Annotated in this window: 26 protein-coding genes and 1 pseudogene; 17 read left to right on the plus strand and 10 right to left on the minus strand. The window is 45.3% G+C overall.

Going from position 1 to position 24,859, the window contains the following annotated elements:
* Window positions 1-5 precede the first annotated feature (5 nt).
* Window positions 6-1,871, plus strand: coding sequence for an SLC13 family permease (locus tag FDF36_RS09730; protein WP_220391205.1), 1,866 nt, complete (start codon window positions 6-8; stop codon window positions 1,869-1,871).
* 44 nt (window positions 1,872-1,915) lie between these two features.
* On the opposite strand, the gene FDF36_RS09735 is transcribed toward FDF36_RS09730, so the two are convergent.
* Window positions 1,916-2,650, minus strand: a complete 735-nt coding sequence (locus FDF36_RS09735) for a class I SAM-dependent methyltransferase (RefSeq protein ID WP_220391206.1) — start codon at window positions 2,648-2,650, stop codon at window positions 1,916-1,918.
* 97 nt (window positions 2,651-2,747) lie between these two features.
* On the opposite strand from FDF36_RS09735, the gene FDF36_RS09740 reads away from it, so the two are divergent.
* Window positions 2,748-2,936, plus strand: coding sequence for a hypothetical protein (locus FDF36_RS09740; protein WP_005776115.1), 189 nt, complete (start codon window positions 2,748-2,750; stop codon window positions 2,934-2,936).
* Window positions 2,937-3,021: 85 nt separating this feature from the next.
* Here FDF36_RS09740 and FDF36_RS09745 read toward each other — a convergent pair whose 3' ends face one another.
* From FDF36_RS09745 to FDF36_RS09765, 5 genes are all read right to left on the minus strand, one after another.
* Window positions 3,022-3,402, minus strand: a complete 381-nt coding sequence (locus tag FDF36_RS09745) for a VOC family protein (protein ID WP_220391207.1) — start codon at window positions 3,400-3,402, stop codon at window positions 3,022-3,024.
* Window positions 3,403-3,545: 143 nt separating this feature from the next.
* Complete coding sequence (locus FDF36_RS09750) at window positions 3,546-4,625, minus strand: DUF4468 domain-containing protein (RefSeq protein ID WP_220391208.1); 1,080 nt, start codon at window positions 4,623-4,625, stop codon at window positions 3,546-3,548.
* 19 nt (window positions 4,626-4,644) lie between these two features.
* The gene (locus tag FDF36_RS09755) at window positions 4,645-5,370 is read right to left on the minus strand and encodes an MBL fold metallo-hydrolase (protein ID WP_005776118.1); all 726 of its coding nucleotides are present in this window, start codon (window positions 5,368-5,370) and stop codon (window positions 4,645-4,647) included.
* A 71-nt stretch (window positions 5,371-5,441) separates the two neighbouring features.
* Window positions 5,442-6,149, minus strand: coding sequence for a pyridoxamine 5'-phosphate oxidase (gene pdxH / locus FDF36_RS09760; protein ID WP_220391209.1), 708 nt, complete (start codon window positions 6,147-6,149; stop codon window positions 5,442-5,444).
* Window positions 6,150-6,166: 17 nt separating this feature from the next.
* Window positions 6,167-6,871: a pirin family protein gene (locus FDF36_RS09765; protein ID WP_032530180.1), complete on the minus strand. Its 705-nt coding sequence runs from the start codon at window positions 6,869-6,871 to the stop codon at window positions 6,167-6,169.
* A gap of 250 nt (window positions 6,872-7,121) precedes the next feature.
* Here FDF36_RS09765 and FDF36_RS09770 point away from each other — a divergent pair.
* From FDF36_RS09770 to FDF36_RS09780, 3 genes and pseudogenes are all read left to right on the plus strand, one after another.
* Window positions 7,122-8,932: pseudogene (locus FDF36_RS09770) on the plus strand (helix-turn-helix domain-containing protein).
* Window positions 8,933-9,172: 240 nt separating this feature from the next.
* Window positions 9,173-9,715 carry a protease inhibitor I42 family protein gene (locus FDF36_RS09775; RefSeq protein WP_032543274.1) on the plus strand — a complete coding sequence of 181 codons (543 nt, stop codon included), beginning with the start codon at window positions 9,173-9,175 and terminating at the stop codon, window positions 9,713-9,715.
* A gap of 60 nt (window positions 9,716-9,775) precedes the next feature.
* Window positions 9,776-10,207 carry a hypothetical protein gene (locus FDF36_RS09780; RefSeq protein WP_032543273.1) on the plus strand — a complete coding sequence of 144 codons (432 nt, stop codon included), beginning with the start codon at window positions 9,776-9,778 and terminating at the stop codon, window positions 10,205-10,207.
* A 101-nt stretch (window positions 10,208-10,308) separates the two neighbouring features.
* Here the strand turns inward: FDF36_RS09780 and FDF36_RS09785 are convergent, their stop codons facing one another.
* On the minus strand, window positions 10,309-11,319 hold the full coding sequence (locus tag FDF36_RS09785; RefSeq protein ID WP_032543272.1) for a 2-hydroxyacid dehydrogenase: 1,011 nt from the start codon (window positions 11,317-11,319) through the stop codon (window positions 10,309-10,311).
* A 221-nt stretch (window positions 11,320-11,540) separates the two neighbouring features.
* On the opposite strand from FDF36_RS09785, the gene FDF36_RS09790 reads away from it, so the two are divergent.
* Window positions 11,541-13,046, plus strand: a complete 1,506-nt coding sequence (locus FDF36_RS09790; protein ID WP_195317097.1) for an OmpP1/FadL family transporter — start codon at window positions 11,541-11,543, stop codon at window positions 13,044-13,046.
* Between the two features lie 333 nt (window positions 13,047-13,379).
* Here the strand turns inward: FDF36_RS09790 and FDF36_RS09795 are convergent, their stop codons facing one another.
* Window positions 13,380-14,669, minus strand: a complete 1,290-nt coding sequence (locus FDF36_RS09795) for a DcaP family trimeric outer membrane transporter (RefSeq protein WP_005776129.1) — start codon at window positions 14,667-14,669, stop codon at window positions 13,380-13,382.
* 163 nt (window positions 14,670-14,832) lie between these two features.
* On the opposite strand from FDF36_RS09795, the gene FDF36_RS09800 reads away from it, so the two are divergent.
* The 4 genes from FDF36_RS09800 to queF all read left to right on the plus strand — a co-directional run bounded on the left by FDF36_RS09800 (window position 14,833) and on the right by queF (window position 17,467).
* Window positions 14,833-15,336, plus strand: a complete 504-nt coding sequence (locus FDF36_RS09800) for an RNA polymerase sigma factor (protein WP_065739595.1) — start codon at window positions 14,833-14,835, stop codon at window positions 15,334-15,336.
* 280 nt (window positions 15,337-15,616) lie between these two features.
* Window positions 15,617-16,297, plus strand: a complete 681-nt coding sequence (locus FDF36_RS09805) for a queuosine precursor transporter (RefSeq protein WP_005776226.1) — start codon at window positions 15,617-15,619, stop codon at window positions 16,295-16,297.
* Window positions 16,298-16,337: 40 nt separating this feature from the next.
* Window positions 16,338-16,997: a 7-cyano-7-deazaguanine synthase QueC gene (queC, locus tag FDF36_RS09810; RefSeq protein ID WP_005809507.1), complete on the plus strand. Its 660-nt coding sequence runs from the start codon at window positions 16,338-16,340 to the stop codon at window positions 16,995-16,997.
* A gap of 14 nt (window positions 16,998-17,011) precedes the next feature.
* Window positions 17,012-17,467, plus strand: a complete 456-nt coding sequence (gene queF / locus FDF36_RS09815) for a preQ(1) synthase (RefSeq protein ID WP_005776228.1) — start codon at window positions 17,012-17,014, stop codon at window positions 17,465-17,467.
* A gap of 9 nt (window positions 17,468-17,476) precedes the next feature.
* Here queF and rlmH read toward each other — a convergent pair whose 3' ends face one another.
* Entirely contained in the window at window positions 17,477-17,950 is a 474-nt protein-coding gene (rlmH, locus tag FDF36_RS09820; RefSeq protein ID WP_005776229.1) for a 23S rRNA (pseudouridine(1915)-N(3))-methyltransferase RlmH, read from the minus strand.
* A gap of 96 nt (window positions 17,951-18,046) precedes the next feature.
* On the opposite strand from rlmH, the gene FDF36_RS09825 reads away from it, so the two are divergent.
* The 7 genes from FDF36_RS09825 to FDF36_RS09855 all read left to right on the plus strand — a co-directional run bounded on the left by FDF36_RS09825 (window position 18,047) and on the right by FDF36_RS09855 (window position 23,449).
* Window positions 18,047-18,439 carry a DUF4783 domain-containing protein gene (locus tag FDF36_RS09825; RefSeq protein ID WP_005776230.1) on the plus strand — a complete coding sequence of 131 codons (393 nt, stop codon included), beginning with the start codon at window positions 18,047-18,049 and terminating at the stop codon, window positions 18,437-18,439.
* Window positions 18,432-19,271, plus strand: coding sequence for a carboxylating nicotinate-nucleotide diphosphorylase (nadC, locus tag FDF36_RS09830; protein ID WP_220391210.1), 840 nt, complete (start codon window positions 18,432-18,434; stop codon window positions 19,269-19,271). Before FDF36_RS09825 ends, nadC begins: the two co-directional genes overlap by 8 nt.
* 194 nt (window positions 19,272-19,465) lie before the next feature.
* Entirely contained in the window at window positions 19,466-20,017 is a 552-nt protein-coding gene (locus FDF36_RS09835; protein WP_005776233.1) for an RNA polymerase sigma factor, read from the plus strand.
* Window positions 20,001-21,041 carry an outer membrane beta-barrel protein gene (locus FDF36_RS09840; protein ID WP_220391211.1) on the plus strand — a complete coding sequence of 347 codons (1,041 nt, stop codon included), beginning with the start codon at window positions 20,001-20,003 and terminating at the stop codon, window positions 21,039-21,041. The genes FDF36_RS09835 and FDF36_RS09840 overlap by 17 nt, the downstream gene beginning before the upstream one ends.
* 36 nt (window positions 21,042-21,077) lie before the next feature.
* Window positions 21,078-21,590: a DUF4943 family protein gene (locus tag FDF36_RS09845; RefSeq protein WP_005819122.1), complete on the plus strand. Its 513-nt coding sequence runs from the start codon at window positions 21,078-21,080 to the stop codon at window positions 21,588-21,590.
* A gap of 151 nt (window positions 21,591-21,741) precedes the next feature.
* The gene (locus tag FDF36_RS09850) at window positions 21,742-22,446 is read left to right on the plus strand and encodes a DUF4858 domain-containing protein (protein WP_005776237.1); all 705 of its coding nucleotides are present in this window, start codon (window positions 21,742-21,744) and stop codon (window positions 22,444-22,446) included.
* A 58-nt stretch (window positions 22,447-22,504) separates the two neighbouring features.
* Complete coding sequence (locus FDF36_RS09855; protein ID WP_032530194.1) at window positions 22,505-23,449, plus strand: NAD(P)H-dependent flavin oxidoreductase; 945 nt, start codon at window positions 22,505-22,507, stop codon at window positions 23,447-23,449.
* 98 nt (window positions 23,450-23,547) lie between these two features.
* On the opposite strand, the gene ald is transcribed toward FDF36_RS09855, so the two are convergent.
* A complete protein-coding gene (ald, locus tag FDF36_RS09860; protein ID WP_032535982.1) occupies window positions 23,548-24,657 on the minus strand; it encodes an alanine dehydrogenase in 1,110 nt (369 codons plus the stop codon).
* Between the last annotated feature and the right edge of the window lie 202 nt (window positions 24,658-24,859).

Genomic DNA, 24,859 nt, shown 5'->3' on the forward strand with positions numbered 1-24,859 from the left:
ATTTTATGGCTATAACGATTATTATTCTCGTACTGTCGGCTGCCTTTTTCATGAGTGGAAAGGTACGTTCTGACTTAGTGGCATTGTGTGCGCTGGTATTATTAATACTTTTCGATATCCTTACTCCGGAGGAAGCGCTTTCGGGCTTTTCCAATTCTGTTGTTATCATGATGATCGTTCTGTTTGTGGTGGGCGGAGCTATTTTCCAAACGGGGCTGGCAAAGATGATCAGTAGTCGTATCCTGAAGTTTGCGGGAACAAGCGAGTTGAAACTCTTTGTACTGATCATATTGGTGACAGCGGCTATTGGTGCTTTTGTCAGTAATACGGGAACGGTGGCGTTGATGCTGCCTATTGTGGTCAGCATGGCCATGAGTGCCAATATCAATGTAAGCCGTCTGCTGATGCCTCTTGCTTTTGCCAGCAGTATGGGTGGTATGATGACGTTGATTGGTACTCCGCCTAACCTTGTGATACAGAATGCCTTGATTGAAGCCGGATATGAACGGCTCTCTTTCTTTACCTTCACTCCCGTGGGACTGGTATGTGTTACTGTCGGTCTGATTGTGCTGATCCCGCTGAGCAAGATATTCCTGACGAAGAAAACAGATAAAGAAACGCGGGGAAAGCATAAGAATAAGTCGCTTCAGGAATTGGCGGGGGAATATCAGTTATCGCAGAACCTATATAGGGTGGAGGTCGAAGAATCTTCAGGAATTGTCGGTAAAACAATACAGGAGTTAGGGATTCCGCAGAGGTATCATGTGACAATTCTGGAAGTGCGTCGCCGATCGGTTTCATCCCGACACTTTTTTAAGACAAAAAAGCAGGAGATGGCAGAAGCGGGAACCCTGATTGAAGCAGAAGATATTCTTTATGTATTAGGGGAGTTTGAGAATGTGAAACGTTTTGTCGGTGAGAACCATCTGGCTTTATTGGATACACATAAGACGGAAGGTAATTTGCATAATACGGATGAAGGTTTCGATTTTCAGGAGATAGGCATTGCCGAAATCTTGTTGCTGCCTACTGCCAATTTGATAAACAAACCGGTAAAAGCTTCCGGATTCAGGGAGAATTACAGCATTAATATATTGGGAATTCAGCGCAAGCGTGACTACTTGTTGAAGAACCTGAAGGATGAAAAAATGCATTCGGGAGATGTCTTGCTGGTACAGGGAAGTTGGGCAAACATTGCCAGGCTTGGTGAAGACCAGTCGCAATGGGTCGTTCTGGGGCAACCATTGGCTGAAGCAGCTAAAGTGACCTTGAACCATAAAGCACCGGTAGCGGCACTGATCATGTTGGGGATGATTGTAACCATGATGTTCGACTTTATTCCGGTGGCCCCTGTGACGGCAGTAATTGTCGCGGCTCTGCTGATGGTGCTGACCGGATGTTTCCGCAATGTGGAAGAAGCTTATAAAACAATTAACTGGGAGAGTATTGTATTGATAGCGGGAATGTTGCCCATGTCATTGGCATTGGAGAAAACCGGGGCCTCGGAAGTGGTGTCGCAATCATTGGTGAACGGTCTGGGTACTTACGGGCCTTTTGCTTTGTTGGCAGGCATCTATTTCACTACTTCGCTGATGACGATGTTTATCAGCAATACGGCTACTGCGGTGCTGCTTGCTCCTATTGCGCTTCACTCTGCCGTACAGTTGGGACTGAGTCCCTATCCGTTTTTGTTTGCCGTGACGGTGGCGGCGAGTATGTGTTTTGCTTCACCTTTCTCCACGCCGCCTAATGCACTGGTGATGCCGGCAGGACGCTATACATTTATGGATTATGTAAAAGTTGGTCTTCCGTTGCAGATCATTATGGGCGTGGTGATGGTGTTCGTGTTGCCGTTATTGTTTCCGTTTTAGTCTTTTAGGAGGACCGGTTATCGGGAGTTTTCATGCCTGCCCGGTCACGGGACAACAGTCAGTTTGGCCAGGTAGTCATAATGTTTGCCTTCTTTTATCATTTCGGCCTTGAAGCCATTGTCTGCAGCATAGGCACTGAGGGTCTGGAAGTCGATATACAGCCAGTCGAAAGAATCACCTTGAATGTCTTTGTACTGCATGCGGAAGTCGATTTCTCCATAATAATCTCCGGCCAGGTCGATCAGGAAACTTCCGTCTTCATCTTCGAACAGATAGCGGAGGTCACTTGAATCCATCAGGATGCAACCATTCGGGCGGAGTATTTGTTTCATCTTACGGAAGAAGACAGGCATATTTTCCAAGCGTCCGATGATACCGGAACCGTTCATCAACATCAGTATGGTATCGAAAGTATCGGCAAAGTGTTCGTCGAACAGATTAATCTGGCGGGCATCTTTTATTCCCCGTTGTTTCATTACTTCGACGGCCAGAGGAGAGATGTCGATGGCAGAAACGTCTTTGCCGGCTTTCTGAAGCGCAAGGGCGTGGCAGCCACTTCCGGCGCCTACGTCGAGTATTCTTCCGGTAGCCATTTGAAGAGCTGTGCGTTCGAGCAGGGGCATCTGTCCGGCTTCGCGGAAAAGTTGTTTGACGGGTATTTCGTCTTCATCGAACTGAGAAGAAAATACACGCAGTCTGTCTGCCTTGTGATTGTGATAATAATCGGTTATGGCGGCACCCATCGGGTCTTTTTCTGCCGGGAGCAGGAATGTATCCATTGATTGGTTTTTAGTTGTTACAGCGGGCAAAGATAGGGAATTCACAGAAAAAGAGTATCTTTGTCCACGGAAAATATAGAATAAGAAAGGAAAGATTATGAGTTTAGAAGATGCAATTATGGGTGGGATTGTCTTTAAAGGAAAGAAAGAAGGTCCGAAAAAAGATGAAAATAAAGTGAAAACAAAAGCGAAGAAAACAACTTATATAAAGGGAACCCATGGTTCCGGGGCAGCCAAGATGAAAGCTGAAATCCGGAGAAAGCGGGCGAATAGACATAAACGGTAAATAACGATGAACGATAAACTGTTTGCAATATTAATGTGCAGCCTGTTTATCGTTCATTGTTTAGAAACATGCGTCGTTTATCGTTTTAGAACCGCTCCGGCAATATTTCGATCCAGTAATCATCCGGATCGTTGATAAAATACAGTCCCATGGCAGTATTCTCAAAGCATACGCAGTTCATTTCTTTGTGATATTGGCGTATGGCATCATAATCTCCCGTTACACGGAAGCAGAGATGGCTTTCGTTCTCTCCCAATTCATATGCTTCGGTATGGTCTCTCAGCCAAGTGAGTTCCAATAAGAATCCGGTGGTGCTATCTGTGAGATATACCAGGATAAAGGAGCCGTCGACGGCTTCTTTCCGGTGATGTTCTTTCAATCCCAGTGCTTTTTCGTAGAAAGCAATGCTGCGTTCCAGATCAGTCACATTAATGTTAAAGTGGTCAAATCTACTTTTTATTTCCATTGTTGCTAAGTTTATTTTGTTTTAGGTTAAAATAGAACTTATAAAGTTGCACCACAGATTATACTGATTAGAGCAGATTGTTTATATTAATAATCTAATTAAAATTCAATCTGTGTTTATCCGTGTAATCTGTGGTGGCTGATTTATTTCATAAATGCTTTTGTTATTTTACCTGCATAAGTTCTGGGCTGTCCTTCCATTGGTGTCGGGGCAGGCAGCTTCTGACATTCCAGTATGACAGACGGCTCGCTTTGTCCTGTAGGATAGAAACGTATGCTATATGTCTCTGCTTTCTCCAGTTGCTCGTAAGGCTGGTCGGGCGAGAGGATGCTGAATACAACAGGGCTTCCGGAAATTTTTCCTATGGATCCTCCGGCGTTAGCTGTCATCATGGTCATGTTGAAAGGATCGGAGCCGATAGCGATCACCAGTCGGCCTGCACCCATCTGGATGGCGTTGGCAGGAACTTGATCGGGAGCTACCTCTTTATAGCCCGGCATTGTGCTTGGAGCGGTAACAGGGATTGCGGGGGTAACCGTAGCTGCTTTTTCTACCTTTTCAGTTTCTTTTTCACCACCGATTACCACAACTTTCGGAGCGGTCACTACTGCCGGCTTTTTCGGAGCGGCTTCTGCTGCTGCGGCTTCCTGAGGTTTTTGGCTCAGTGCTTTTGCCGCCTCTTCAAAAAGGTTATCGGCAAAGTCTACCGTCTTCCTGCGCCATTTGGCAAGACCACGTACCAGTTTGGTTTTGGCTTTATTCAATGCGTATTTATCGGTGATCCATTCTTCGGCTGTATATTTTTCTTTTTCACGATAAGTGTAGCGGATTTTTTCTATTTCCATTGTGCACTTCTGCGGCTGGCAGTTAACGGTGATTTGATAGGTCAGCCAAGTACGGTCCAAAGAAAGAGCGGTAGAACTGAATACCAGCCATTCTTCGCCGGCTGCGGCGATGACGCCTTTTTCTTTATATACCACGCGGCTATTGTTTTTATTCTGCTCCATGCGTCCGTTGAGCCACTTCAGCATCCGTTCATAGATTTCGTCTTGTGACATACCGGGAATGCTGAATTCGCGGCTGAAAACTACCCGTCCGTCAACTTCGGGCACGGCGCCTGCAAGATATCTGCTGTCATCATCATCTTTGTCATTGTCTGCCCAAAGGGTTGCAGGCAGGCAAATCATAAATAACACGAGAAAAAAATGTGTCAGTTTGTTCATAATCGTATGTTTTATTTAGTTATATCTCAAAGCTTTCGCCCCGGTGGGTGATGGTGATAAAACGGCATCCACCGGCTTCGGCTATAGACCGGAAAGCATTACCTCCTTCGTAGTCTTCGCTGAAATGCATGGGTACAAATATAGTAGTTTTTATTCGTTCGATGAATTGTTGGGCGCCTTTCATATAATCTTTTCCCATTCGGCGGTCGACGGGGAACATTACCAGATCGACGGCCGGAGCAGATTCCCGGAGAAATTTTACTTCTGCCAGAAAGTCGCCTTCGGCTTTGCGTATCTCTTGTTCGGTAGACTCTTCGCTCCAATGCCAATTGTTGAGGTCACCGGCATGGAAGATACTTTTCCCTTGCAGATGAATCAGGAAGGAGATGCCTACGTCCGTAGAACCGAAAGCCTGAATGCGCAGTGTATCATCTTCGTACTCCTCACCTTTATTAATATAGATCGCATCTTCACTTTGTGCCCGATGATGCTTCAGGATATCTTTTGAGAAGATATAGATGATGTCGGGACGTTGCTCTTTCCAGGTCAGTATTTCCCGGTTAAAATGGTCGGGATGAAAATGTGAGGCAAGTACATACAGCTTGCCGGGTCGTTGGAGCAGACGGTCGTGTACGATACCTTTATTTCGTTCCGTTTCCGAAGAGTCCTTGTAATAATCAATGATAAGGGTTACACCTTCTGCTTCGATGGCAAACCCGCTGTGGTATATATAATCCAGAATCATAAGCGGATGTATTTTATGAATGCAATATTACGTATTATTTGTTGGTTGCGCAAGCACAATAACCGGAAATATCAAGGGGCAAGCCTCTCTTTCCGCCAGCTTCCGTCCGCTTGGAGGGTGTAAAGAAAGCGGTCGTGCAGTCGGTTGGCTCTACCCTGCCAGAACTCGATTCGTTCAGGGATGACGGCATAGCCTCCCCAGTGTACCGGACGTTCCACTTCTCTGCCTACCCATCGGGCAGCTTCTGCAACGAAGCTGCGAATCAATTGCATCCGGCTTTTCAACGGACGGCTTTGAGGAGAGATGCGTGCTCCGATGCGACTTTTGTAGGGGCGTTGGCGGAAGTAGGCATCGGATTCACCGGCAGGGACTTTTGAGGAAATACCTTCAATGTGTACCTGTCTTTCCAGCGCGTGCCAGACGAAAGAGAGGGAAATATACGGATTCTTTGCCAGATGACTGCCTTTACGGCTTTCATAATTGGTATAAAAGATAAATTTTCCGTCATGCAAATCTTTCAGCAATACGGTACGGGTCGATGGTCGCCCTTCGGGGGATACGGTACCTACCAGCATGGCTGTAGGCTCTTCTACCTGTGCATCGATAGCTTCGTGCAGCCATCGGTTGAAAAGAGAAAGCGGGTTGTCGGGAAGATCTCCTTCCTTCAGCCCGCCTTTAGTGTACTCCTGCCGGATGGCAGCGAGGTTGATAGTCTCACTCCCGACCCCTCTTCCGTGAAGAGGGGAATCAGGATGTGTGGACGTATGATCGGTTGACATAAGCAATTACTTTAAATTTACATCGGTACTTCTATCAGTAATATCTTGGAGTCTTTCAGGGTTTCTATCTCAAAGCTTTTGGTTTCAGAGATTCCCAATCCGTCGCGGCGGGTCAGGATGATATCGTCTATTTTTATTTCTCCTTCGATGAGGAAAACGTAGACTCCCGTATCCGTTCCATGTATCTTGTATTCAAGCGTTTTTCCGGCTTCTGCTTCACCCATCGAGAACCAGGTGTCCTGTAGCAGTTTGGCTGGTGTACTGCCATCCGGTGACAGAATCAGGGCCAGTTCGTTTTTTTTCAGCAATCCTCGGATGTCGTAGTCCTGATAGAGTGGGTGGGTGTTTCGCTCTTTGGGCATGATCCATATTTGCAGAAATTCCACAGGTTCCGACTTGCTGCCGTTCATTTCACTATGATAGATACCTGTCCCGGCACTCATCACCTGAATATCGCCAACAGTGATGGTACGGCTGTTCTTCTTACTGTCTCCGTGTGCCAGAAATCCCTTTAGGGGGATGGAGACGATTTCCATATTCTTATGTGGGTGGGTCTGAAAACCTTCTCCCGGTGCAACACGATCGTCATTCAGCACCCGTAAAGCGCCGAAGTGGATGCGTTCGGGATTATAATATTCATCAAAGCTGAAACTGTGGTGGCTGTCAAGCCAGTCATATAAAGATCGTCCGCGGGTATCCGAGCGGTGAACTACTTTTTTCATAATGTATCCTTTCTTTTAAAATGTATTCTATAAGCCAAACAATTGGGAAGTATAAATGGTTTGAAGCGTTCACTTTTTTATTAGGAACAAGGGGAAGGAGGCGGTTCCAGAAGTGAAAGAATCAGGCTTTTGAAATCCGGCAAACAGAAGAGATTTGAATGCGTTCGGTAAATATGAGCCGGAGAAAATTTTGTTGAAAATATTATTATCTTATTTTTGTGCTTTCAAAATCTGCCAATAGTAAGAAGATATGAGAAAGTTATTGTATGTTATTCTGTTAGTACTGCTTCATTGTTTTATATCTCCGGTGTCTGTTTGCGCCGGAACGTTTTCTTTACCGGACAGTTTGATTACAGATGACAACGTATATAAGTATACATTCTCCGACTTTGAAAAAGCGCAGCAGATCATGGAGCAGTTGAGGAAACAGAAGTCGCTTCCTCCGTTCCGGCTGGATGTGGTGGAAGGCGATTTGTATTTCAATGTAGGGCAATACTACTGGGCGTTGAAATTCTATAAGCGTGCTTTGGAAAGTGACTCGGTGCTCAATAGTGATAAAAACTATATGGAACAGGTGCACCGTATGATTTCGTGTTACGACTGTTTGCACAATGAGAATAAAAAGGCACAGTATGTGGACTTGCTTTTGAAGAGAGCTGAGTTGTGTGATGATAAAGCGATGCAGTCCGTTGCTCTGTTTAATATGGGGAAGATGCTCTATTATCAGGGTAATAAGGATAAGGGATATGAATTTATGGAGCAGGCGGTAGCGATGATGGAAAAACAGATTACCCATATAAGTACGATAACCTGCGCTATAATTACAATACTTTGCTGATATTCCAGGAGTCGGACAGGCGTAGTGAAGAGGCCCTGAAAACACTGGCTGCATTAGAAAGGATTGTGACGGAAGAGACCGGCAGTGAGATACCGATGGAGGGATTGAGCGGAAAGGAAAAAAAGGCGATGTACGCCCATTACGCTGTGGTTCTTTTCCGGTTGGGGCGGTCGGAAGAGGCTGACCGCTATTACCGGCTATTTTTGTCAGTAAGTAAGGAATACGATCGCGATGACTACCTGATTATGCCTTATCTGTTCGATCGGAAGATGTATGATCAGGTGATCCGCATGAATTCCGCTCGTGAAAAGGTATATGTCACGCGGAAAGATACGGTAAATTATTATATGGTCACCATTAAGAAGTCCCTCGGGCGTGCCTATCGGGATAAAGGTGATTACCGGACTGCTGCAAGATATTTTGAACAGCTGGCTGTGTTGCGTGATAGCATTAAGGCCAGAGAGCAGAAAAGTGCTGCATTGGAACTGGCAGCGGTTTATGAAACGAATGAAAAGGATATGTTTATTCAGCAGCAAGCCGCTGATATGCGGATGAGGAATGCCTTGCTGATATTTGTGGTCTGTATTGTTTTTCTGTTAGGGGTACTTTTATGGAGAACCATCCGACATAACCGTACCATACGCCGTAAGAATAAGGCAATGGTAGGAACCATCGAGGATTTGCTGGTTCACAAAGAAGAACTCTACCGGAAAAAAGAGGAGAACCATCTATTGAAAGAACAGTTACAGAAAGAGCGGGAAGTACGGGCGTATATAGATGGAAATGCATTGCAGGCAGAAGAGCCCGGAAAGTCGGATGTTCCTGTCGATCCGGAACCCGAGACGGAAGATAACAATGCGGTACACGATAAAATGCTGTTCGACAAACTGGAGCGTGAAATCATTAACCGGCAGTTATATCTTCAGCCGGACTTTTCGAGAGAGGAGTTAATCAAGACAATCTACATTCCCAAGAATAAGTTTGCGCCGCTTTTTAAGCAATATGCCGGAATGAGTTTTTCAAAATACATTAATAATCTTCGTTTGGAGTATGCTGCCAAGATGCTGAAAGATTACCCCGATTATACAGTAGACACGATAGCCCAGGAGTGTGGAATGTCTACCCAATCTTTTTATCGTCTCTTTTCCGGTAAATTTGGGGTGACTCCTACCGATTTTCAGGTAGGAGTACAACGTGTTAGTAATAAGGAAATTACTGAGTGAAAGTGAAAAAATGAGAGACTAAGAGTGAAAAAATGAGAGAATAACCCACTTCAGGTATTTTGATCTGTAAATCTTTCCCTTTACCTTTGAACCACATCAACGAATCTGGTTTAGGTGATGTACTGTACCCAAAATCTGCTGGGAGTTTTCTCCCGGCAGATTATTCTCAGCAAGGCCGGTCACTGCATCAGGCTATTAGAAAATTTCACAGAGTTAATCTTTTAAAAAACACGTATTGTTATGATTAGGAAAGCATTCAAAGTAGGTGATACAATCACCATCAAACGTACCTCACATGCAGGTACTGGTTATCGTTACGCTTTAGTACGCCTGACTGGTGGAGTTGCCCTTGTGGAGGAATTGTCAGAAGATGCCGATACCTTGGGTGGAATGTCTGTACAGTCTTTTACCTTCCAGTTTTTGCAGCCGGGACAGGTAGAGATTCAGTTTGCCTATTATCGTGATGTCACGGGAGTCCTTTACGAAGACGTATTCCCTTATACGGTGGTTACTTCCGAGAAAGCGAATATAATAATAGGAGGCTGGGGAGAATTTGAACCGTTGACGGATCAGGACAAAGAATTGTTCCAGACCTGCATGACTTTGAAAGGGGTGGATTACACTCCACTTCTGGTTGCCAAACAACTGGTAAGCGGCTATAACTACCGCTTCATCTGTATGACTAAAACAGTAACCCGCGAGCCCAAGTATGGTTTTGCTAAAGTAACTATTTATGCTCCGCTGAAGGGGGAACCTTTGTTAGAGAGCATTATAGAGTATTGACATAGAACGGAAGAACCGAAAATCCAGAATAGAGTAGGAAATTAATTAAAAGAAATAGTTATGAGTCAGTTGTATTTTTCATCCAAGAGAAGAAATAATGGTTCTATTCTTACAACGAGAGGCCATTATTATGCGAATGACAAGAATTCTTGTTTTCAGCCCATCGAACAACTTAGTCCGATTTCGTTAGATGCCGTAAGAGGAAATCAACTATTAATAACATTGAATGTTCCGGATACGTGGTGTGACAAAGCTGGTGATGGAGGATGGTTTGCTATATCTGTAAACGATGAAATCAAAACCAGAGGTGTATATTATAGTGGAATGGATGGACAACGCGTTCCTATCACACTGCAAACTGTTGTTGATGTAGACGACAATCAGAGATTTGTTATTAAAGGAATGTGGTGTAACGAGAATGGAACTCAAGACCGAGGCTGTCATATCGGTGAATACTCGGAAACAGTACTGACTGTTTTAGTGCTTGATTAATGAATAGCCACTCCGGACACTTTGCGTTACCGTCCGGGCAAACCTGATAAGGTCTGCCGCTTCTTTCGCAGGAAGCGGTGGCACTATTGCTGTTGAGGATTTTAAGTATTCCCCAATTTTACTTCATTTACTAAAGGTTTGAGATTCTTGAAATCCCGTATATTCTCCAGAGTCGTTGCTGCTATATTTGCCAATGCTTCGCGGGTGAAGAAAGCTTGGTGTGAAGTTACAATCACATTGTTGAATGACAGCAAGCGTGCCAATACATCATCGTCGATGATACGGTCCGATTTATCTTCGTAGAAGTATTCACTCTCCTCCTCGTATACATCTAGTCCTGCAGAACCAATTTTCTTATTTTTCAATCCCTCTATCAGCGCATTGGTGTGGATCAATTGTCCCCGTCCGGTATTGATGATCATTACTCCGTCTTTCATTTTGCTGATTGAGTAGTCATTGATCAGATACTTTGTCTGTTCAGTGAGCGGGCAGTGTAATGATATGATATCCGAGCTGTGGTATAACTCATCGAGCGTCGTATATACTATCTGGTTCTCCCGTGCAAAGTTATAATCCGGATATAGGTCATAGGCCAATATGTTCATGCCGAATCCTTTGAGGATGTGTATCAGTATCTTTGCAATCTTTCCCGTACCGATGATGCCTGCTGTTTTTCCGTGCATATCGAAACCTAACAGTCCATGCAGAGAGAAGTTCCCATCCCGTGTACGCCACGAAGCTCTCGGAATCTTCCGGTTGAGTGAAAGCATCAGGGCAACCGTATATTCGGCTACGGCATACGGTGAATAGGCCGGGACGCGGACAACGGTTACTCCGTTTTCGGCAGCGGCTTTTAAGTCTACATTATTATATCCGGCACAGCGAAGAGCGAGTAATTTCACCCCGTTGGCGGCCATTGTTTTTATTACTTCAGCATCAGCTGTGTCGTTCACGAAAATGCAGACAGCATCCACTCCCTGGGTCAGCAGCACGTTGTGCCGGTTCAAGTGACCTTTGAAAAATCGGAGTTCGAATCCGAATTCTTTGTTTTTTTCGTTGAAAGAAGCTTCATCGTAGGGTTTGGTACCAAAAAATGCGATTGTATATGCCATAGTTTTCTTATTTATATTCTATAATATAAAAACGTTTAGCAATGGAGTAATGTTTGGCTTTCCGAGTGTCTTTTCTTGTGATGCTTTCTTGTTCGTTTCAATCGAAACAGTTTGTGTTTTCAATTAATTTGTTGGTGAAAACGTAATTAGATGCACAGAAATATTCGTCATGTGCAATATTATTGTACCTTTGCGCCCGAAATAACTTAAAAAAGATTTAGATGAGAAAATTATTCTTGATTAGCATCGGGTTGCTAATCGTTTCAACTTCAACTTTTGCGGGAGGTCTCCTGACAAATACTAATCAGCACGTATTGTTTTTGAGAATGTTGGCTCGTGATGCTTCTACACAAATTGACGCGGTATATTCCAATCCGGCAGGTGTTGCTTTCATGGAAGATGGTTTTCACCTGTCTCTCAACGGACAGAGTGCTTTCCAGACAAGAACCATCACTTCTACTTTCGCTCCGTTTGCAGGCTTTGGCGGAAACACTACAAAAGTATATAAAGGTGAAGCTTCGGCTCCGTTCATCCCCAGTGTATTTGCAGTATATAAGAAGGATAAGTGGGCATTCTCCGGGAATTTTGCAGTAACCGGTGGTGGTGGTAAGGCTACCTTTAATGAGGGATTGGGTTCATTCGAGTCATTGGTATCTGTAGTGCCCGGAATGATGGTAGCTGCCGGTAAAGAAATGGTAGACGGAGGCATTCTGCCGATTAATATCTTTGAAGGTACCAATAAATACTCGGTTGACAGCTATATGCGTGGTAAGCAGATGATTTTTGGTCTTCAACTGGGAGCATCTTATAAAATCACCGATTACTTGTCTGCATTTGCCGGTGTACGTATGAATTACGTAAGCAATGGATATGAAGGACATATTCGTAATATTGAAGCTAATATCGGTGGAGGAGAAATGGTAAATGTGAACAAATATTTCAGCGATTATGCCAAGCAAGCCAGAACAGCTGCAGATGCTTATCTGGCAGCGAATGATATGGTTAATTATGCAAAATATGATGCTATCGCAAAGAAAGCGACCGGTGTTGCAGAATTGACGGCTGATAAAGAGTTGGACTGCGACCAGACAGGTTGGGGGGTAACTCCTATTTTGGGCTTGGACTTTAAGATGAATAAGTGGAACATTGGTGTAAAATATGAGTTCAACACCAAACTGAATGTAGAGAACAAGACTCGTATAGATAATACAGGGCTGTTTGCGAATGGAGTAAATACTCCGCACGATATTCCGGCTTTGTTGACAGTAGGTGTTTCTTATGAAATTCTTCCGGTACTTCGTGCTTCAGTTGGTTATCATCATTTCTTTGATACCAGTGCACGTATGGCCGATGCTAAAGATCCTGTGACCGGCCAGACTATGGGTAAACAGCATTTCATCAAACAAGGTACTAACGAATATTTGGGTGGTATCGAATGGGATGTTTGTAAATGGGCCCAGGTAAGTGTCGGTATGCAACGTACCAAATATGGTGTGGGTGATAATTACCAAAGCGATATGAGCTTTGCAGTTAGTTCTTATTCATACGGTTTTGGTGCCGGATTCGACATTGCGAAGAACCTGAAACTGAACGTTGCTTATTTCTGGACTGATTACGATAAATATACCAAAGAGACTCCTAATTATGGAGGTACAGGAATCTCCGGAAAGGATGTCTTTACTCGTACCAATAAAGTATTCGGTATCGGTCTCGACTATAAGTTCTGATACAAGGCTTCTACTAATCTTTATTAATATAACTCTCAAGAAGGATCGGATTACTCAAATAATCCGGTCCTTTTTCATTTAACCTCCTATATTAAGATTATCTTTGTGTTCTAATCCCGAACGATATGAGAGACACATTTTTTCTTTTCTTTGCAGCATTGAGCTTTGCATGCGTTTCTTGCAGCCGGGCATTAAGTAAAAGAGTGGAAGATGATAATCCCTGTGTGGTGAAATTTTATTTTTAGCCCCATCTCCGTAGGGTAATAACAGAGACGGGGCTGGGTTCGTCCTTGGACTTTTTTTACGTTAGAGTTCAGAGAGATTTATAAAAAGTTAGAACGAATATTGTACCAATGCGTTCATGCGGTTGGCATGACGGGTATTGCTACTGAAGTCCGTACGCCATCCTCTCAGATATTCGGCGCCTACCTGTAAGTTGCTGGTTACGTTCCAAAACAGGTTAGCTACCAGATATTGGCCCTTCCGGTACATATCGGGTACGTCGCTTGGATACGTGTGTTCCGAGTAGAGGCGTGACAAACTGTAAGTGCCCGATACAAATACATCTTTGCTGATGTTGTATTGCAATCCGGCGAACCATCCCAACATGGGGAGCGTCTGCATGCGCCCTTCTTTTTCCGGGTTAGGAACAATATCCACATTCAGGTTGCTCAAGTCGTTTAGGTATTGTCCGATGCCCCTTCCGTAATTCACCTGTCCGTATACTTGCCATTTCGGAGTCACGTTGAAGGAAGTAGAAGCTTGAAGTCCGTATCCGGCTTTTGAGTGCGCCTTATTGTCTACGGAACTTGAATAAGTCATGCTGCGAACGATGGCAGCTAACTTCAGGTGGCTGTTGGCATTCCAGTTATACTGTGCTGAGGCAGTGAAGTCGGGCATACGCTGGGTGTTGATGGTGAGATACTGATTCGTGGTACCGTCTACCGATGGCATTTCGACACCGACGCCGAATTTCCAGTTCTTCAGCTTGTCACACATATAGCTCAATTGAGTGGTTCGATAGAAAGCCGAGCCGTTAGGGCCTGCAAAGTCGATGGTAGGAGGCAGGGCGGCAAGGTCCATAAAGTTACCATAGCTGTATCCCAGAGTAAAGCCGAGGAAGGTAGCATAAGCATTCTGCAACTCGAAAGTCTTTCCGTCTCCACGGAAGTTTGCAGCAGTATAAACCACGAAGTCACCCAGACGTTTGGTATGTCCCACCAGTTTCAGGAAAAGAGTCGAAGTGCTGATATCCATCTGGAACTGATTGCGTGCACGGTCGGCAGAGCCTTTATTAGGAATCAGCGCCGGATAGAAGTCTACATCTTTCACAATTCCCCCGAAGTCATATTCGGCGGTTGCCCGTACATATCCGCCGATACCCAGTGCGAACTTTCCTTGCCGGTCGGTCAGTACGAAGCGCGGAGCCTTCGGTTCCTGGAAACGTGGAAGACGCGTCTCGTTCATGATCCGGATAATCTCGTCTCCGGCTTTGTCGGTCGATACAAACATCACGGAGTTCGGTTCTTCATCTTCGATGATTACTTTTTTCTGGGCATGTGCCGCTACAGGCAAGAGTCCCAATCCGAGTAGCATAGCTACAGATCTAAAAAATGTTTTCATTATAAGTTAAGTTTTAGGTGAATTGCCCTATTGAACAACTTAAATGGGAAATGGTTGAAGGGCCGAGGGAAAAATCGCCAAATTATGCGGAAGAATTGCTATAGGACAGACCGTTTAAAATGCGAATCTTTGCATATTCGATAATCAGAAAGAAAGAAGAGCAATGGAAAAGATGAATATTACCCATAAGATAGTGGCTATGCAGCCCGAACTGGAACATTTTGCCTATAAACTGACTGCTGACCGGGAGTCGGCCAATGATCTGGTACAGGATTGTCTGTTGAAGGCATTGGACAACAAAGAGAAATTTGTGCATACCCAGAATTTCAAGGGATGGATGTATACCATCATGCGCAATATCTTTATCAATAATTACCGTAAGTCGTTACGTGAAGTGGATATGACCGATTCCACCTATAATCTCTATGCGCAAACCCTGACGGAAGGTGAGGACGGCAACCGCTTTGAAACAATTTACGATCTGAAGGAACTCTATAAGGTGATTAATGCCGTTCCCGAAGAGTTGAAGAAGCCTTTCCTGATGTTTGTTGCCGGATTCAAGTATCGTGAGATAGCTGAGAAGATGGATTTGCCGGTAGGGACTATCAAGAGCCGTCTGTTCCTGATCCGCAAAAGATTACAGCAGGATTTGAAAGACTTCTCGTAAGAGCGCTTATTAAGATTGATGCCGGATTTTCCGGAAGTATGAATGGGCTTTTGTAACTCTGTGACAAGAGTAAAAAGAATAGTGTGTTAAGTGTTTGTTATGTTGTACCCGGACGGGGCATTACATTATATGTTATCGCGATAACAATATATGTAATGCCCCGTTACATATATTGTTATTTTGTCGATTAAAAAAGAATTGCTACCTTTGCTGCCCGTAAACGTATGATGCCGTGAATAGCGGTCGTGTATTCTAGAACACCACGTAAAAAACAGGAATTATGAAAGAAAAAGTATCTATACCCTTCATGTTGCTCGGCATTCTGTTCAACGTCTGTCTGATTGCAGCAAACCTTCTCGAAACCAAAGTGATTCAGGTTGGCAGTATCACTGTTACTGCCGGATTGCTGGTGTTTCCCATATCCTATATTATCAATGACTGTATAGCCGAAGTATGGGGATTTAAAAAGGCCCGTCTGATTATTTGGAGCGGATTTGCCATGAACTTCTTTGTGGTAGGTCTCGGGCTGATTGCCGTGGCGTTGCCCGCAGCACCTTTCTGGGAAGGCGAACAGCATTTTGATTTTGTGTTCGGCATGGCTCCCCGCATTGTTGTAGCCAGTCTGTTGGCCTTTCTGGTCGGTTCGTTTCTCAATGCCTATGTCATGAGTAAAATGAAAGTGGCCAGTGGAGGACGTAACTTTTCTGCCCGTGCCATCTGGTCTACGGTAGTGGGAGAAACGGCCGATTCACTGATCTTCTTTCCCATCGCATTCGGCGGACTGATTGCCTGGCCCGAGCTGTTGGTAATGATGGGCACTCAGATTGTGCTGAAGTCCCTTTACGAAGTGATTATCCTTCCGATCACCATCCGTGTCGTGAAAGCCGTTAAGAGAATTGACGGGAGCGATGTTTATGATACCGACATCTCCTATAATGTACTTAAGGTAAAGGATATATAATAAGGAGAACTTAAAAACACTTTTTTCAAGAAAATAAATGATGAAAAATGATTCAGCAGTAGTTCTGTTCAGTGGCGGACAGGACTCTACAACGTGTCTCTTCTGGGCGAAGAAACATTTCAGCAAAGTATATGCGCTTAGTTTCCTGTACGGACAGAAACATGCACACGAGGTAGAACTGGCCCGGGGAATAGCCGAAAGGGCAGGAGTGGAGTTTCATGTGATGGACACCTCTTTTATCGGGAGCCTTGGAAGCAATTCGTTGACGGATACCAGCATCTCGATGGACGAAGACAAGCCGGAAGATTCGTTCCCGAACACCTTTGTTCCGGGACGTAACCTGTTTTTTCTGAGTATTGCTGCTGTCTTTGCCCGTGAACAGGGGGCTTTCCACTTGGTTACCGGAGTTTCGCAGACCGATTATAGCGGTTATCCCGATTGCCGCGACTCGTTTATCAAGTCGTTGAATGTCACTCTGAATCTGGCGATGGACGAACAGTTTGTTATCCATACACCGTTGATGTGGATTGATAAAGCCGAAACCTGGGCATTGGCGGACGAACTCGGCGTATTCGATCTTGTACGGAACGAGACGCTGACCTGTTACAACGGGATTCCTGCCGACGGGTGCGGACACTGCCCGGCATGCAAATTGCGGAAACAGGGGCTGGAAGAGTATTTAAGTAAAAGAAACCGTTAAATGATTAATAGATTATGACTGAACTGAAAGACCAGCTTTCTTTACTGGGAAGAAAGACCGAATATAAGCAGGATTATGCTCCCGAAGTATTGGAATCCTTCGATAACAAGCATCCTGAGAACGATTATTGGGTACGTTTCAATTGTCCGGAGTTTACCAGCTTGTGCCCCATAACGGGACAACCGGATTTTGCCGAAATACGTATCAGTTACCTGCCCGATGTGAAGATGGTGGAGAGCAAGAGCCTTAAGCTATATCTGTTTAGCTTCCGCAATCACGGTGCTTTTCATGAAGATTGCGTGAATATCATAATGAAAGACCTGATCCGTCTGATGGACCCCAAATACATTGAAGTGACCGGTATCTTTACACCCCGCGGCGGTATTTCGATTTATCCGTATGCCAACTATGGTCGCCCCGGAACGAAATATGAAGAGATGGCTGCCCGGCGGTTGATGAATCATGAATAGGGGATAACCCTATTCATGGTGATAGGGCCCGCCGTTCAGTATGGTCATGGCCCTATACATCTGTTCTACAAAGATCAGGCGGATCATCTGGTGCGAAAAAGTCATTTTCGACATGGATATCTTTTCGTGTGCCGCATCATATACCTTTTGTGAAAATCCGTAAGGTCCTCCTATGATAAATACCAGGCGTTTGTTGACGTTTACCAGCTTCTTCTCCATCCAGCGTGCAAATTCCACCGAACGCATCTCTTTTCCGTGCTCGTCCAGCAACACTACCACGTCTCCCGGTTGGAGGGCTTTGCCTATCAGTTCGCCTTCCTTCTCCTTTTGTTGTTCCGGGGTGAGGCTTTTCGTGTTTTTCAGTTCGGGAATCACCTCCATATCAAAAGAAATGAAGTGTTTAGTACGCTCTATGTAATCGTTAATTGCAGTGATATAATGCTGCTCTACAGTCCGTCCTACGACGATAAGGGTTGTTTTCATTCAAGTGCAAACTCTTGTTTATTGCACAAAAATAAGAAAAAAATGTTGTTTTTAGCATTAAATACTTACCTTTGCGTATCGATAATACTTGTGATTATGAAAAAACGGGTACTTTTATGGATGGCCGGACTCGTATTCGCTGTAACTTCGCTCTTCGCACAAGACATACCGGTGGGCGTGGTCGTGGCGTTTAAGAAAGGAAACTCCCAAGAGCTGAACAAGTATTTGGGAGAGAAGGTGGATCTGGTAATTCAGAATCGCTCGACAAGCGTCGACAAACAGACTGCTGAAGGAACACTTGCTTCTTTCTTTAATAGCAACAAGGTGAGTGGTTTTAATGTAAATCACGAAGGTAAGCGAGAGGAGTCGAGTTTTATTATCGGTACCCTGACCACTGCCAACGGCAATTTCCGGGTGAACTGTTTTTTCCGCAGGGTACAGAACAAATATTTTATAAATCAAATAAGAATAGATAAAACCAATGAATGAGTTAATAGACAGACTGATTGATCTGGCCTTTGCCGAAGACATAGGTGATGGCGACCACACAACACTTTCCTGTATTCCCGCCACTGCAATGGGAAAATCGAAACTTTTGATTAAAGAAGCCGGTGTATTGGCCGGTATCGAAATAGCCAAAGAAATATTTCACCGTTTCGATCCGACTATGAAGGTTGAGGTGTTTATCAACGACGGTGCCGAAGTGAAGCCGGGTGATGTGGCAATGGTTGTGGAAGGTAAAATTCAGGCTCTGCTTCAGACAGAACGTCTGATGCTGAACGTGATGCAGCGTATGAGCGGCATTGCCACTATGACACGCAAATACGTGAAGCAGCTGGAAGGCACCAAAACACGTGTGTTGGATACCCGTAAGACTACTCCGGGACTCCGTATGCTTGAGAAAGCGGCGGTAAAGATTGGCGGGGGTGTCAACCACCGTATCGGACTTTTCGATATGATTCTTCTGAAAGATAATCACGTGGACTTTGCCGGTGGCATTGATAAGGCCATCAACCGCGCTAAAGAATATTGCAAGGAAAAAGGAAAAGACCTCAAGATTGAAATCGAAGTGCGCAATTTTGACGAACTTCAGCAGGTGTTGAATATCGGTGGGGTAGACCGCATCATGTTCGATAACTTCACTCCCGAAAATACAAAGATAGCTGTCGAGATGATCGGCGGAAAATATGAGACCGAATCGTCCGGTGGTATCACGTTCGATACACTCCGTGACTATGCCGAGTGTGGTGTAGACTTTATTTCGGTAGGTGCCCTTACCCATTCGGTAAAGGGACTCGATATGAGTTTTAAGGCATGCTGACATTTTGAACGGTCGGCGATAAACGTTCTTAAGTAATAAACGATGAACAGGCTACGCATTGATGCAAAGGCTTATTCATCGTTTATTGTTTCTTTAACTTCTTTTTGCACTATTGTTTGCAGCATTCGTTGCATCCTTGCGTCTAATAGACAAACGACGCAGACATACGTTCGATTTTAAAAAGACAATTGACATTGGAAAACGAGATAGAACTGATAAAGGGCTGTCGGGCAGGAAAGGATTCGGCCCGTAAGGAACTTTACACCCTATACTCGAGGCAATTGTTGGCGGTATGTTTCCGCTATACGGGCGATATGGAAGCGGCGCACGATGTACTGCATGACGGTTTCATCAAAATATTCACCAACTTTTCGTTTCGTGGTGAGTCTTCGCTCGGAACGTGGGTGACCCGGGTGATGGTGACTCAGGCACTGGATTACCTGCGAAGGCAAAAACGGATCAGTCAGTTGGTGATACACGAGGATCAGCTTCCTGATATTCCTGATCTTCCGGAAGGAGGGGAGGCAGGACCGATATCCGAAGAACAGTTGATGAAGTTTGTCGCAGACTTGCCCGATGGCTGCCGGACGGTTTTTAACCTTTACGTGTTTGAGGAAAAGTCTCACAAAGAGATAGCCGATATGTTGGGTATCAAGGAGCATTCATCCACTTCGCAGTTGCACCGTGCAAAGTTTTTATTGGCAAAAAGGATTAAAGAATATAGAAATCATGAAGAGAGAAAATGATGAAATAACCGATCTGTTCCGTTCCCGTCTCGGCAACGCCGAGATGACTGTGCGGGATGGTTTCTGGGAAGAACTGAATTCTGAGGTGATGGTGCGTTGCCATCGTCGGAAGGTGTTTTTCTTCCGCGTAGCGGCAGCCGCTTCCGTACTGCTGGTACTGGCTGCTTCATCGGCTGCTTTTTGGTTCTTCTCTCCGAAAGAGGAGATAGAAGAAGCCTTTACCCAGGTAGCGGTTGTCAGTGGAAATGCGACTCACCTGGATGGTGACGTGGTGAAACAGGATTTCACTCCCGTACATTCCGAGCCTGTTTTGAGTAAACCGACGCCTAAGCGTTTCGGTACTCTGGCCCAATATCAGGACGAAGATGATGATTCGGTTTCGGTTACGGTTTCCATGTCATTCAGCTTCTCTGCAACGACTACACGCAGAGGACAAAATAATCATCCGGATAAAAACTATTGGCAGGCCAGTGGAGATGGACAGACCTTGGCAAATTCTGCTGATGAATCCCCGTCTTCCGATTATATGGCTATGACCGCTAAAGCCCGGACATGGGCTGTAAAGGCGGCAGTCGGTACCGCATTGCCTGCCGGAGATGGTAAATATAAGATGCCTGTTACGGTCGGTCTGACGGTAGAGAAAAAAATAAATAAACATTTAGCCGTAGAAACCGGTTTATTATATTCCAGTTTGCGTGCCGGACAGAACTTGCATTATCTGGGAATTCCCGTAAAACTGAACGTGACACTTGCGGAAATGCCGAAGTTGGATATATATGCTTCTGTAGGTGGAGTTGCGGATAAGTGCATAGCGGGAGCACCCGATAACAGCTTCAAACAGGAGCCTGTGCAACTGGCCCTTACCGCAGGAGTGGGAGTGAACTATAAAATTAATGATAAACTGGCTTTATTTGCCGAACCGGGAGTGTCGCACCATTTCAAGACAGACTCCAAGCTGGAAACAGTACGTTCGGCACGGCCTACGAATTTTAACCTGATTTGCGGTCTGCGCATGACCTATTAACCATTTAGTACGGACGTTATGAAAAAAACATTTTTTATGCTGCTCACGGTTGTTTTATCATTGCTTACTTGTGTAAGTTGCAGCGAAGAGACATTAGATTACAATAACCCGGATGTAGACCTTTTCGTAAGGCAACTCAAAGCGGGGAACTATAATACCAAGAGCCCGAAGGGCTTTGTAGAAGTGCCTAAATTTACGGAGAAGGATATTCCGGCATTGCTGAATTATGCGGAAGACCTGACTCAGGTTGCTTCTTTTCCGCTTCCGCCGGTATCTGCTTACTATAGCGGTAAGGTCCGGTTGGGCGAGTGCATGTTGTGGATCGTAGAAACCATTCGGTTAGGGCATTATGCGTCGTTTGGCTGCAAAATGGTGAGAGCCAATGCCGAGAACTACGAGGGCATCTATTTCCTGACCGATGAAGAGTTACTTGATGCTGCTGCCCGGTATCGTCGCTGGTGGGAAAACAGGCAGTATCCTCGTACGGCATGGACCATTGACGCATGCTTTGACGAGCCCCTTTGCGGGAGTGGATACCGTTGGTGGTAAAAAACTAAATCAGATGAAACGTATCGACTTTCTGGTGCTGTCTTCAGGGGCGGCAGTGATCCTTTATGCCCGATGAACAGCCACGTAAAGGAATTCAAAGACAGGAACATGCGAAGCAGGTACTTTCATCTTATTAAATAAGTGTAGAAGAATGAAGCGTTTGATATTGTTTATATGGTTATGTCCGATGGTCCTGATAGCCCGTGCCCAATGGACTGCGAAGGATTCATTGAATCTGCAACGCATCCTGAACGGCCAAGAGGATATCAAGCTGAATATGGATGCTGTGAAACAGATTGATTTCAACAGCTTGCCGGGTGCTCCCAAAATGTCGAAGGAGAAGCCCGGTCTGAAATTGGACGAGACGCTTCCACAAGTGCTTGATAGAAAGAAAATTGTGTTGACTCTCCGGCCTTATACGGCCAATACCAAATATAACTGGGACCCTATTTACCAAAAAAAGATACAGGTGGATGCCGATACGTGGCGGGGAGATCCGTTTGTCGAGTTTTATGAGACCGTTCCTTCCAACTGGGCTAAAAATGTATACGATAAAGGTATCCGCAGTTCATACGAGGAAATCCGTTCCAGTGGGTTGCGGCATAATCTGTTTGGCGAACGTGCCAATGGCAGGATGGTGACTACGCAGAGCATGGTGCATACCTCTGCCATGAAGCTTGGCAAAAGTGGAGTAACCGTGAGTGGAGGCACTATCGGAGGTCTTGACCTGATGACTATTTTCACAAAAGATTTCTGGGACAAAAAAGGACGTGAACGGAGGGCGCGTACACTGGAAGTTCTGAAAGCGTATGGTGATTCGACAACGGTGTTGCTTCCTGAACCGATTATACATTGAATTTGTTAAAAGATAAATAGGGGGATTCTTGCCTTCTTTTTTCAAAAACGATATGACTATGAACAGAATTTCTTCTCTTTTCGGTATTCAGTATCCCATTATTCAGGGCGGTATGGTGTGGTGTAGTGGCTGGAGGCTTGCTTCGGCTGTCAGTAATGCGGGTGGTTTGGGGTTGATAGGCTCCGGCTCGATGTATCCCGATATTTTGCGTGAACATATTCGTAAATGCCGTGCAGCCACAGATAGACCTTTTGGGGTAAATATTCCTTTGATGTATCCCCAGATAGAGGAGATCATGAATATCATTGTGGAAGAAGGGGTTAAAATCGTATTTACCTCTGCCGGAAACCCGAAGACATGGACTGGCTGGCTGAAAGAGCGTGACATCACGGTGGCACATGTCGTTTCTTCTTCTAAGTTTGCCATGAAATGCGAAGAGGCGGGAGTCGATGCCGTGGTAGCTGAGGGTTTTGAGGCTGGTGGGCATAATGGCCGGGAGGAGACAACAACGCTTTGTCTGATTCCTGCGGTACGTGAAGCCACTACTTTACCTTTGATTGCGGCCGGAGGGATTGGTACCGGTGAGGCCATCTTTGCCACGATGGCGTTAGGGGCCGAAGGAGTTCAGATAGGTACTCGTTTTGCTCTGACGGATGAAAGTTCGGCAAGTGATATTTTCAAGGAATATTGTTTGCGGTTGAACGAAGGCGATACCAAATTATTGTTGAAGAAACTGGCGCCTACCCGTCTTGTGACCAATTCGTTCCGTGATAAGGTGGAAGTGGCTGAGGCGCGGGGAGCTTCTGCCGAAGAACTTCGTGAACTTTTGGGCAGAGGACGCGCCAAGAAAGGCATCTTCGAAGGTGATCTGGAAGAAGGAGAGCTTGAGATAGGGCAGGTGGCTGCTCTGTTCCGCCGCAGGCAAAGTGTGGACGAGGTAATGAAAGAATTGTTGGAGGGATACCGCAGAGCTTCGGACAAGGTATCTTCTTTTTTGTTATAAACGGATCATTCCACCACAGGGTAACACAGAGTCTTACGGAGTTCTTCTTTTTATGATTCTGCTTCGTGAAACTCTGTGTTACTCCGTGGTATTACTTGTTATTCTAAATTCAATTGCTCGTATTTAAGCCCGAATACCTCAGCTATTGCTTTATATACCACTTTCCCTTCTACCACATTTAATCCCAAAGCCAGTGCCGGATCTTCTTTGCATGCCTGTTTCCACCCCTTTCCTGCCAGTGCTGTTACATAAGGCAGAGTGGCATTGGTCAGTGCCAATGTAGAAGTGTAAGGCACTGCTCCCGGAATATTGGCTACGGCATAATGTACGATTCCATCAACCACATACGTCGGCTCACTATGGGTAGTGGGGTGCGAAGTTTCGAAACATCCTCCCTGGTCGATAGCTACATCCACTAATACTGTACCCGGTTGCATCATCTTCAGCATACTGCGGGTGATCAGGTGCGGAGCCTTGTCTCCCGGAATCAAGACCGAGCCTATTACAAGGTCTACGTCCGGCAACTCTTTCTTCAGCCTCAGTTCCGAAGCATATAAGGTTTTTACATTTTTGGGCAGTGTTTCACTCAAATAACGAAGACGGGCCAGGTTGATATCCGCAATTGTGACATCTGCTCCCAGTCCGGCTGCCATCTGGGCTGCATTGCTGCCTACGATGCCTCCGCCGAGAATTAATACTTTGGCAGGCTTCACACCCGGTACACCTCCCAGCAGAATACCTTTTCCACCTTGCGGCTTTTCCAGGAAACGGGCGCCTTCCTGTATAGCCATGCGTCCGGCTACCTCACTCATAGGAATCAATAAGGGTAAAGAATGGTCAGCTTTTTCTACCGTTTCGTAAGCAAGGCAAATCGAGCCGTTTTCTATCATGGCAAGAGTCAGTTCTTTATCGGAGGCAAAATGGAAGTAAGTGAACAGCAACTGTCCCTTGCGGATCAGCTTGTATTCCGGTGCGATAGGTTCTTTCACTTTCACTATCATCTGGGCTGCGGCATACGTCTCTTCCATAGTGGGCAGGATCTGCGCTCCTGCGGCTATATATGCCTCGTCCGGAAAACCACTGTTCTCTCCTGCGGTGTGCTGTATGTATACAGTATGTCCGCGTTTCACTAATTCGGCAACTCCCGAGGGTGTCATGCCCACCCGGTTCTCGTTGTTCTTAATCTCCTTAGGTACTCCGATAATCATAACGTTACTCTATTAAGGGTTAAACATGGCACAATGTAAGAAAATTCTGCTTATGTTGTTATCCTTATACGGATGTTTTACAGCAGAATGATAGTAGAGGTGCAGGCACGGCTCTTTCATTTAACAACCGCCTTCCTCCCTTGTCCCCCCCCCACAAAATCTTCCATTCGCACACAGCGATGCGGAAGCAGTGCTTCGTTGT

Origin of the sequence: Bacteroides fragilis (assembly GCF_019583405.1) — a bacterium.
Classification (GTDB): Bacteria; Bacteroidota; Bacteroidia; order Bacteroidales; family Bacteroidaceae; genus Bacteroides; species Bacteroides fragilis_B.

What these genes read in the sequence shown, in the direction of transcription:
- FDF36_RS09850 (WP_005776237.1), top strand. Translation starts at nt 21,742, where the DNA reads ATGAAGCGTTTGATATTGTTTATATGGTTATGTCCGATGGTCCTGATA.
- rlmH (WP_005776229.1), bottom strand. Translation starts at nt 17,950, where the DNA reads ATGAAAACAACCCTTATCGTCGTAGGACGGACTGTAGAGCAGCATTAT.
- queF (WP_005776228.1), top strand. Translation starts at nt 17,012, where the DNA reads ATGACTGAACTGAAAGACCAGCTTTCTTTACTGGGAAGAAAGACCGAA.
- FDF36_RS09845 (WP_005819122.1), top strand. Translation starts at nt 21,078, where the DNA reads ATGCTGCTCACGGTTGTTTTATCATTGCTTACTTGTGTAAGTTGCAGC.
- ald (WP_032535982.1), bottom strand. Translation starts at nt 24,657, where the DNA reads ATGATTATCGGAGTACCTAAGGAGATTAAGAACAACGAGAACCGGGTG.
- nadC (WP_220391210.1), top strand. Translation starts at nt 18,432, where the DNA reads ATGAATGAGTTAATAGACAGACTGATTGATCTGGCCTTTGCCGAAGAC.
- FDF36_RS09855 (WP_032530194.1), top strand. Translation starts at nt 22,505, where the DNA reads ATGAACAGAATTTCTTCTCTTTTCGGTATTCAGTATCCCATTATTCAG.
- FDF36_RS09840 (WP_220391211.1), top strand. Translation starts at nt 20,001, where the DNA reads ATGAAGAGAGAAAATGATGAAATAACCGATCTGTTCCGTTCCCGTCTC.
- FDF36_RS09825 (WP_005776230.1), top strand. Translation starts at nt 18,047, where the DNA reads ATGAAAAAACGGGTACTTTTATGGATGGCCGGACTCGTATTCGCTGTA.
- FDF36_RS09785 (WP_032543272.1), bottom strand. Translation starts at nt 11,319, where the DNA reads ATGGCATATACAATCGCATTTTTTGGTACCAAACCCTACGATGAAGCT.
- FDF36_RS09775 (WP_032543274.1), top strand. Translation starts at nt 9,173, where the DNA reads ATGATTAGGAAAGCATTCAAAGTAGGTGATACAATCACCATCAAACGT.
- FDF36_RS09750 (WP_220391208.1), bottom strand. Translation starts at nt 4,625, where the DNA reads ATGAACAAACTGACACATTTTTTTCTCGTGTTATTTATGATTTGCCTG.
- FDF36_RS09730 (WP_220391205.1), top strand. Translation starts at nt 6, where the DNA reads ATGGCTATAACGATTATTATTCTCGTACTGTCGGCTGCCTTTTTCATG.
- queC (WP_005809507.1), top strand. Translation starts at nt 16,338, where the DNA reads ATGAAAAATGATTCAGCAGTAGTTCTGTTCAGTGGCGGACAGGACTCT.
- FDF36_RS09805 (WP_005776226.1), top strand. Translation starts at nt 15,617, where the DNA reads ATGAAAGAAAAAGTATCTATACCCTTCATGTTGCTCGGCATTCTGTTC.
- FDF36_RS09795 (WP_005776129.1), bottom strand. Translation starts at nt 14,669, where the DNA reads ATGAAAACATTTTTTAGATCTGTAGCTATGCTACTCGGATTGGGACTC.
- FDF36_RS09790 (WP_195317097.1), top strand. Translation starts at nt 11,541, where the DNA reads ATGAGAAAATTATTCTTGATTAGCATCGGGTTGCTAATCGTTTCAACT.
- FDF36_RS09800 (WP_065739595.1), top strand. Translation starts at nt 14,833, where the DNA reads ATGGAAAAGATGAATATTACCCATAAGATAGTGGCTATGCAGCCCGAA.
- FDF36_RS09735 (WP_220391206.1), bottom strand. Translation starts at nt 2,650, where the DNA reads ATGGATACATTCCTGCTCCCGGCAGAAAAAGACCCGATGGGTGCCGCC.
- FDF36_RS09780 (WP_032543273.1), top strand. Translation starts at nt 9,776, where the DNA reads ATGAGTCAGTTGTATTTTTCATCCAAGAGAAGAAATAATGGTTCTATT.
- pdxH (WP_220391209.1), bottom strand. Translation starts at nt 6,149, where the DNA reads ATGTCAACCGATCATACGTCCACACATCCTGATTCCCCTCTTCACGGA.
- FDF36_RS09740 (WP_005776115.1), top strand. Translation starts at nt 2,748, where the DNA reads ATGAGTTTAGAAGATGCAATTATGGGTGGGATTGTCTTTAAAGGAAAG.
- FDF36_RS09755 (WP_005776118.1), bottom strand. Translation starts at nt 5,370, where the DNA reads ATGATTCTGGATTATATATACCACAGCGGGTTTGCCATCGAAGCAGAA.
- FDF36_RS09765 (WP_032530180.1), bottom strand. Translation starts at nt 6,871, where the DNA reads ATGAAAAAAGTAGTTCACCGCTCGGATACCCGCGGACGATCTTTATAT.
- FDF36_RS09745 (WP_220391207.1), bottom strand. Translation starts at nt 3,402, where the DNA reads ATGGAAATAAAAAGTAGATTTGACCACTTTAACATTAATGTGACTGAT.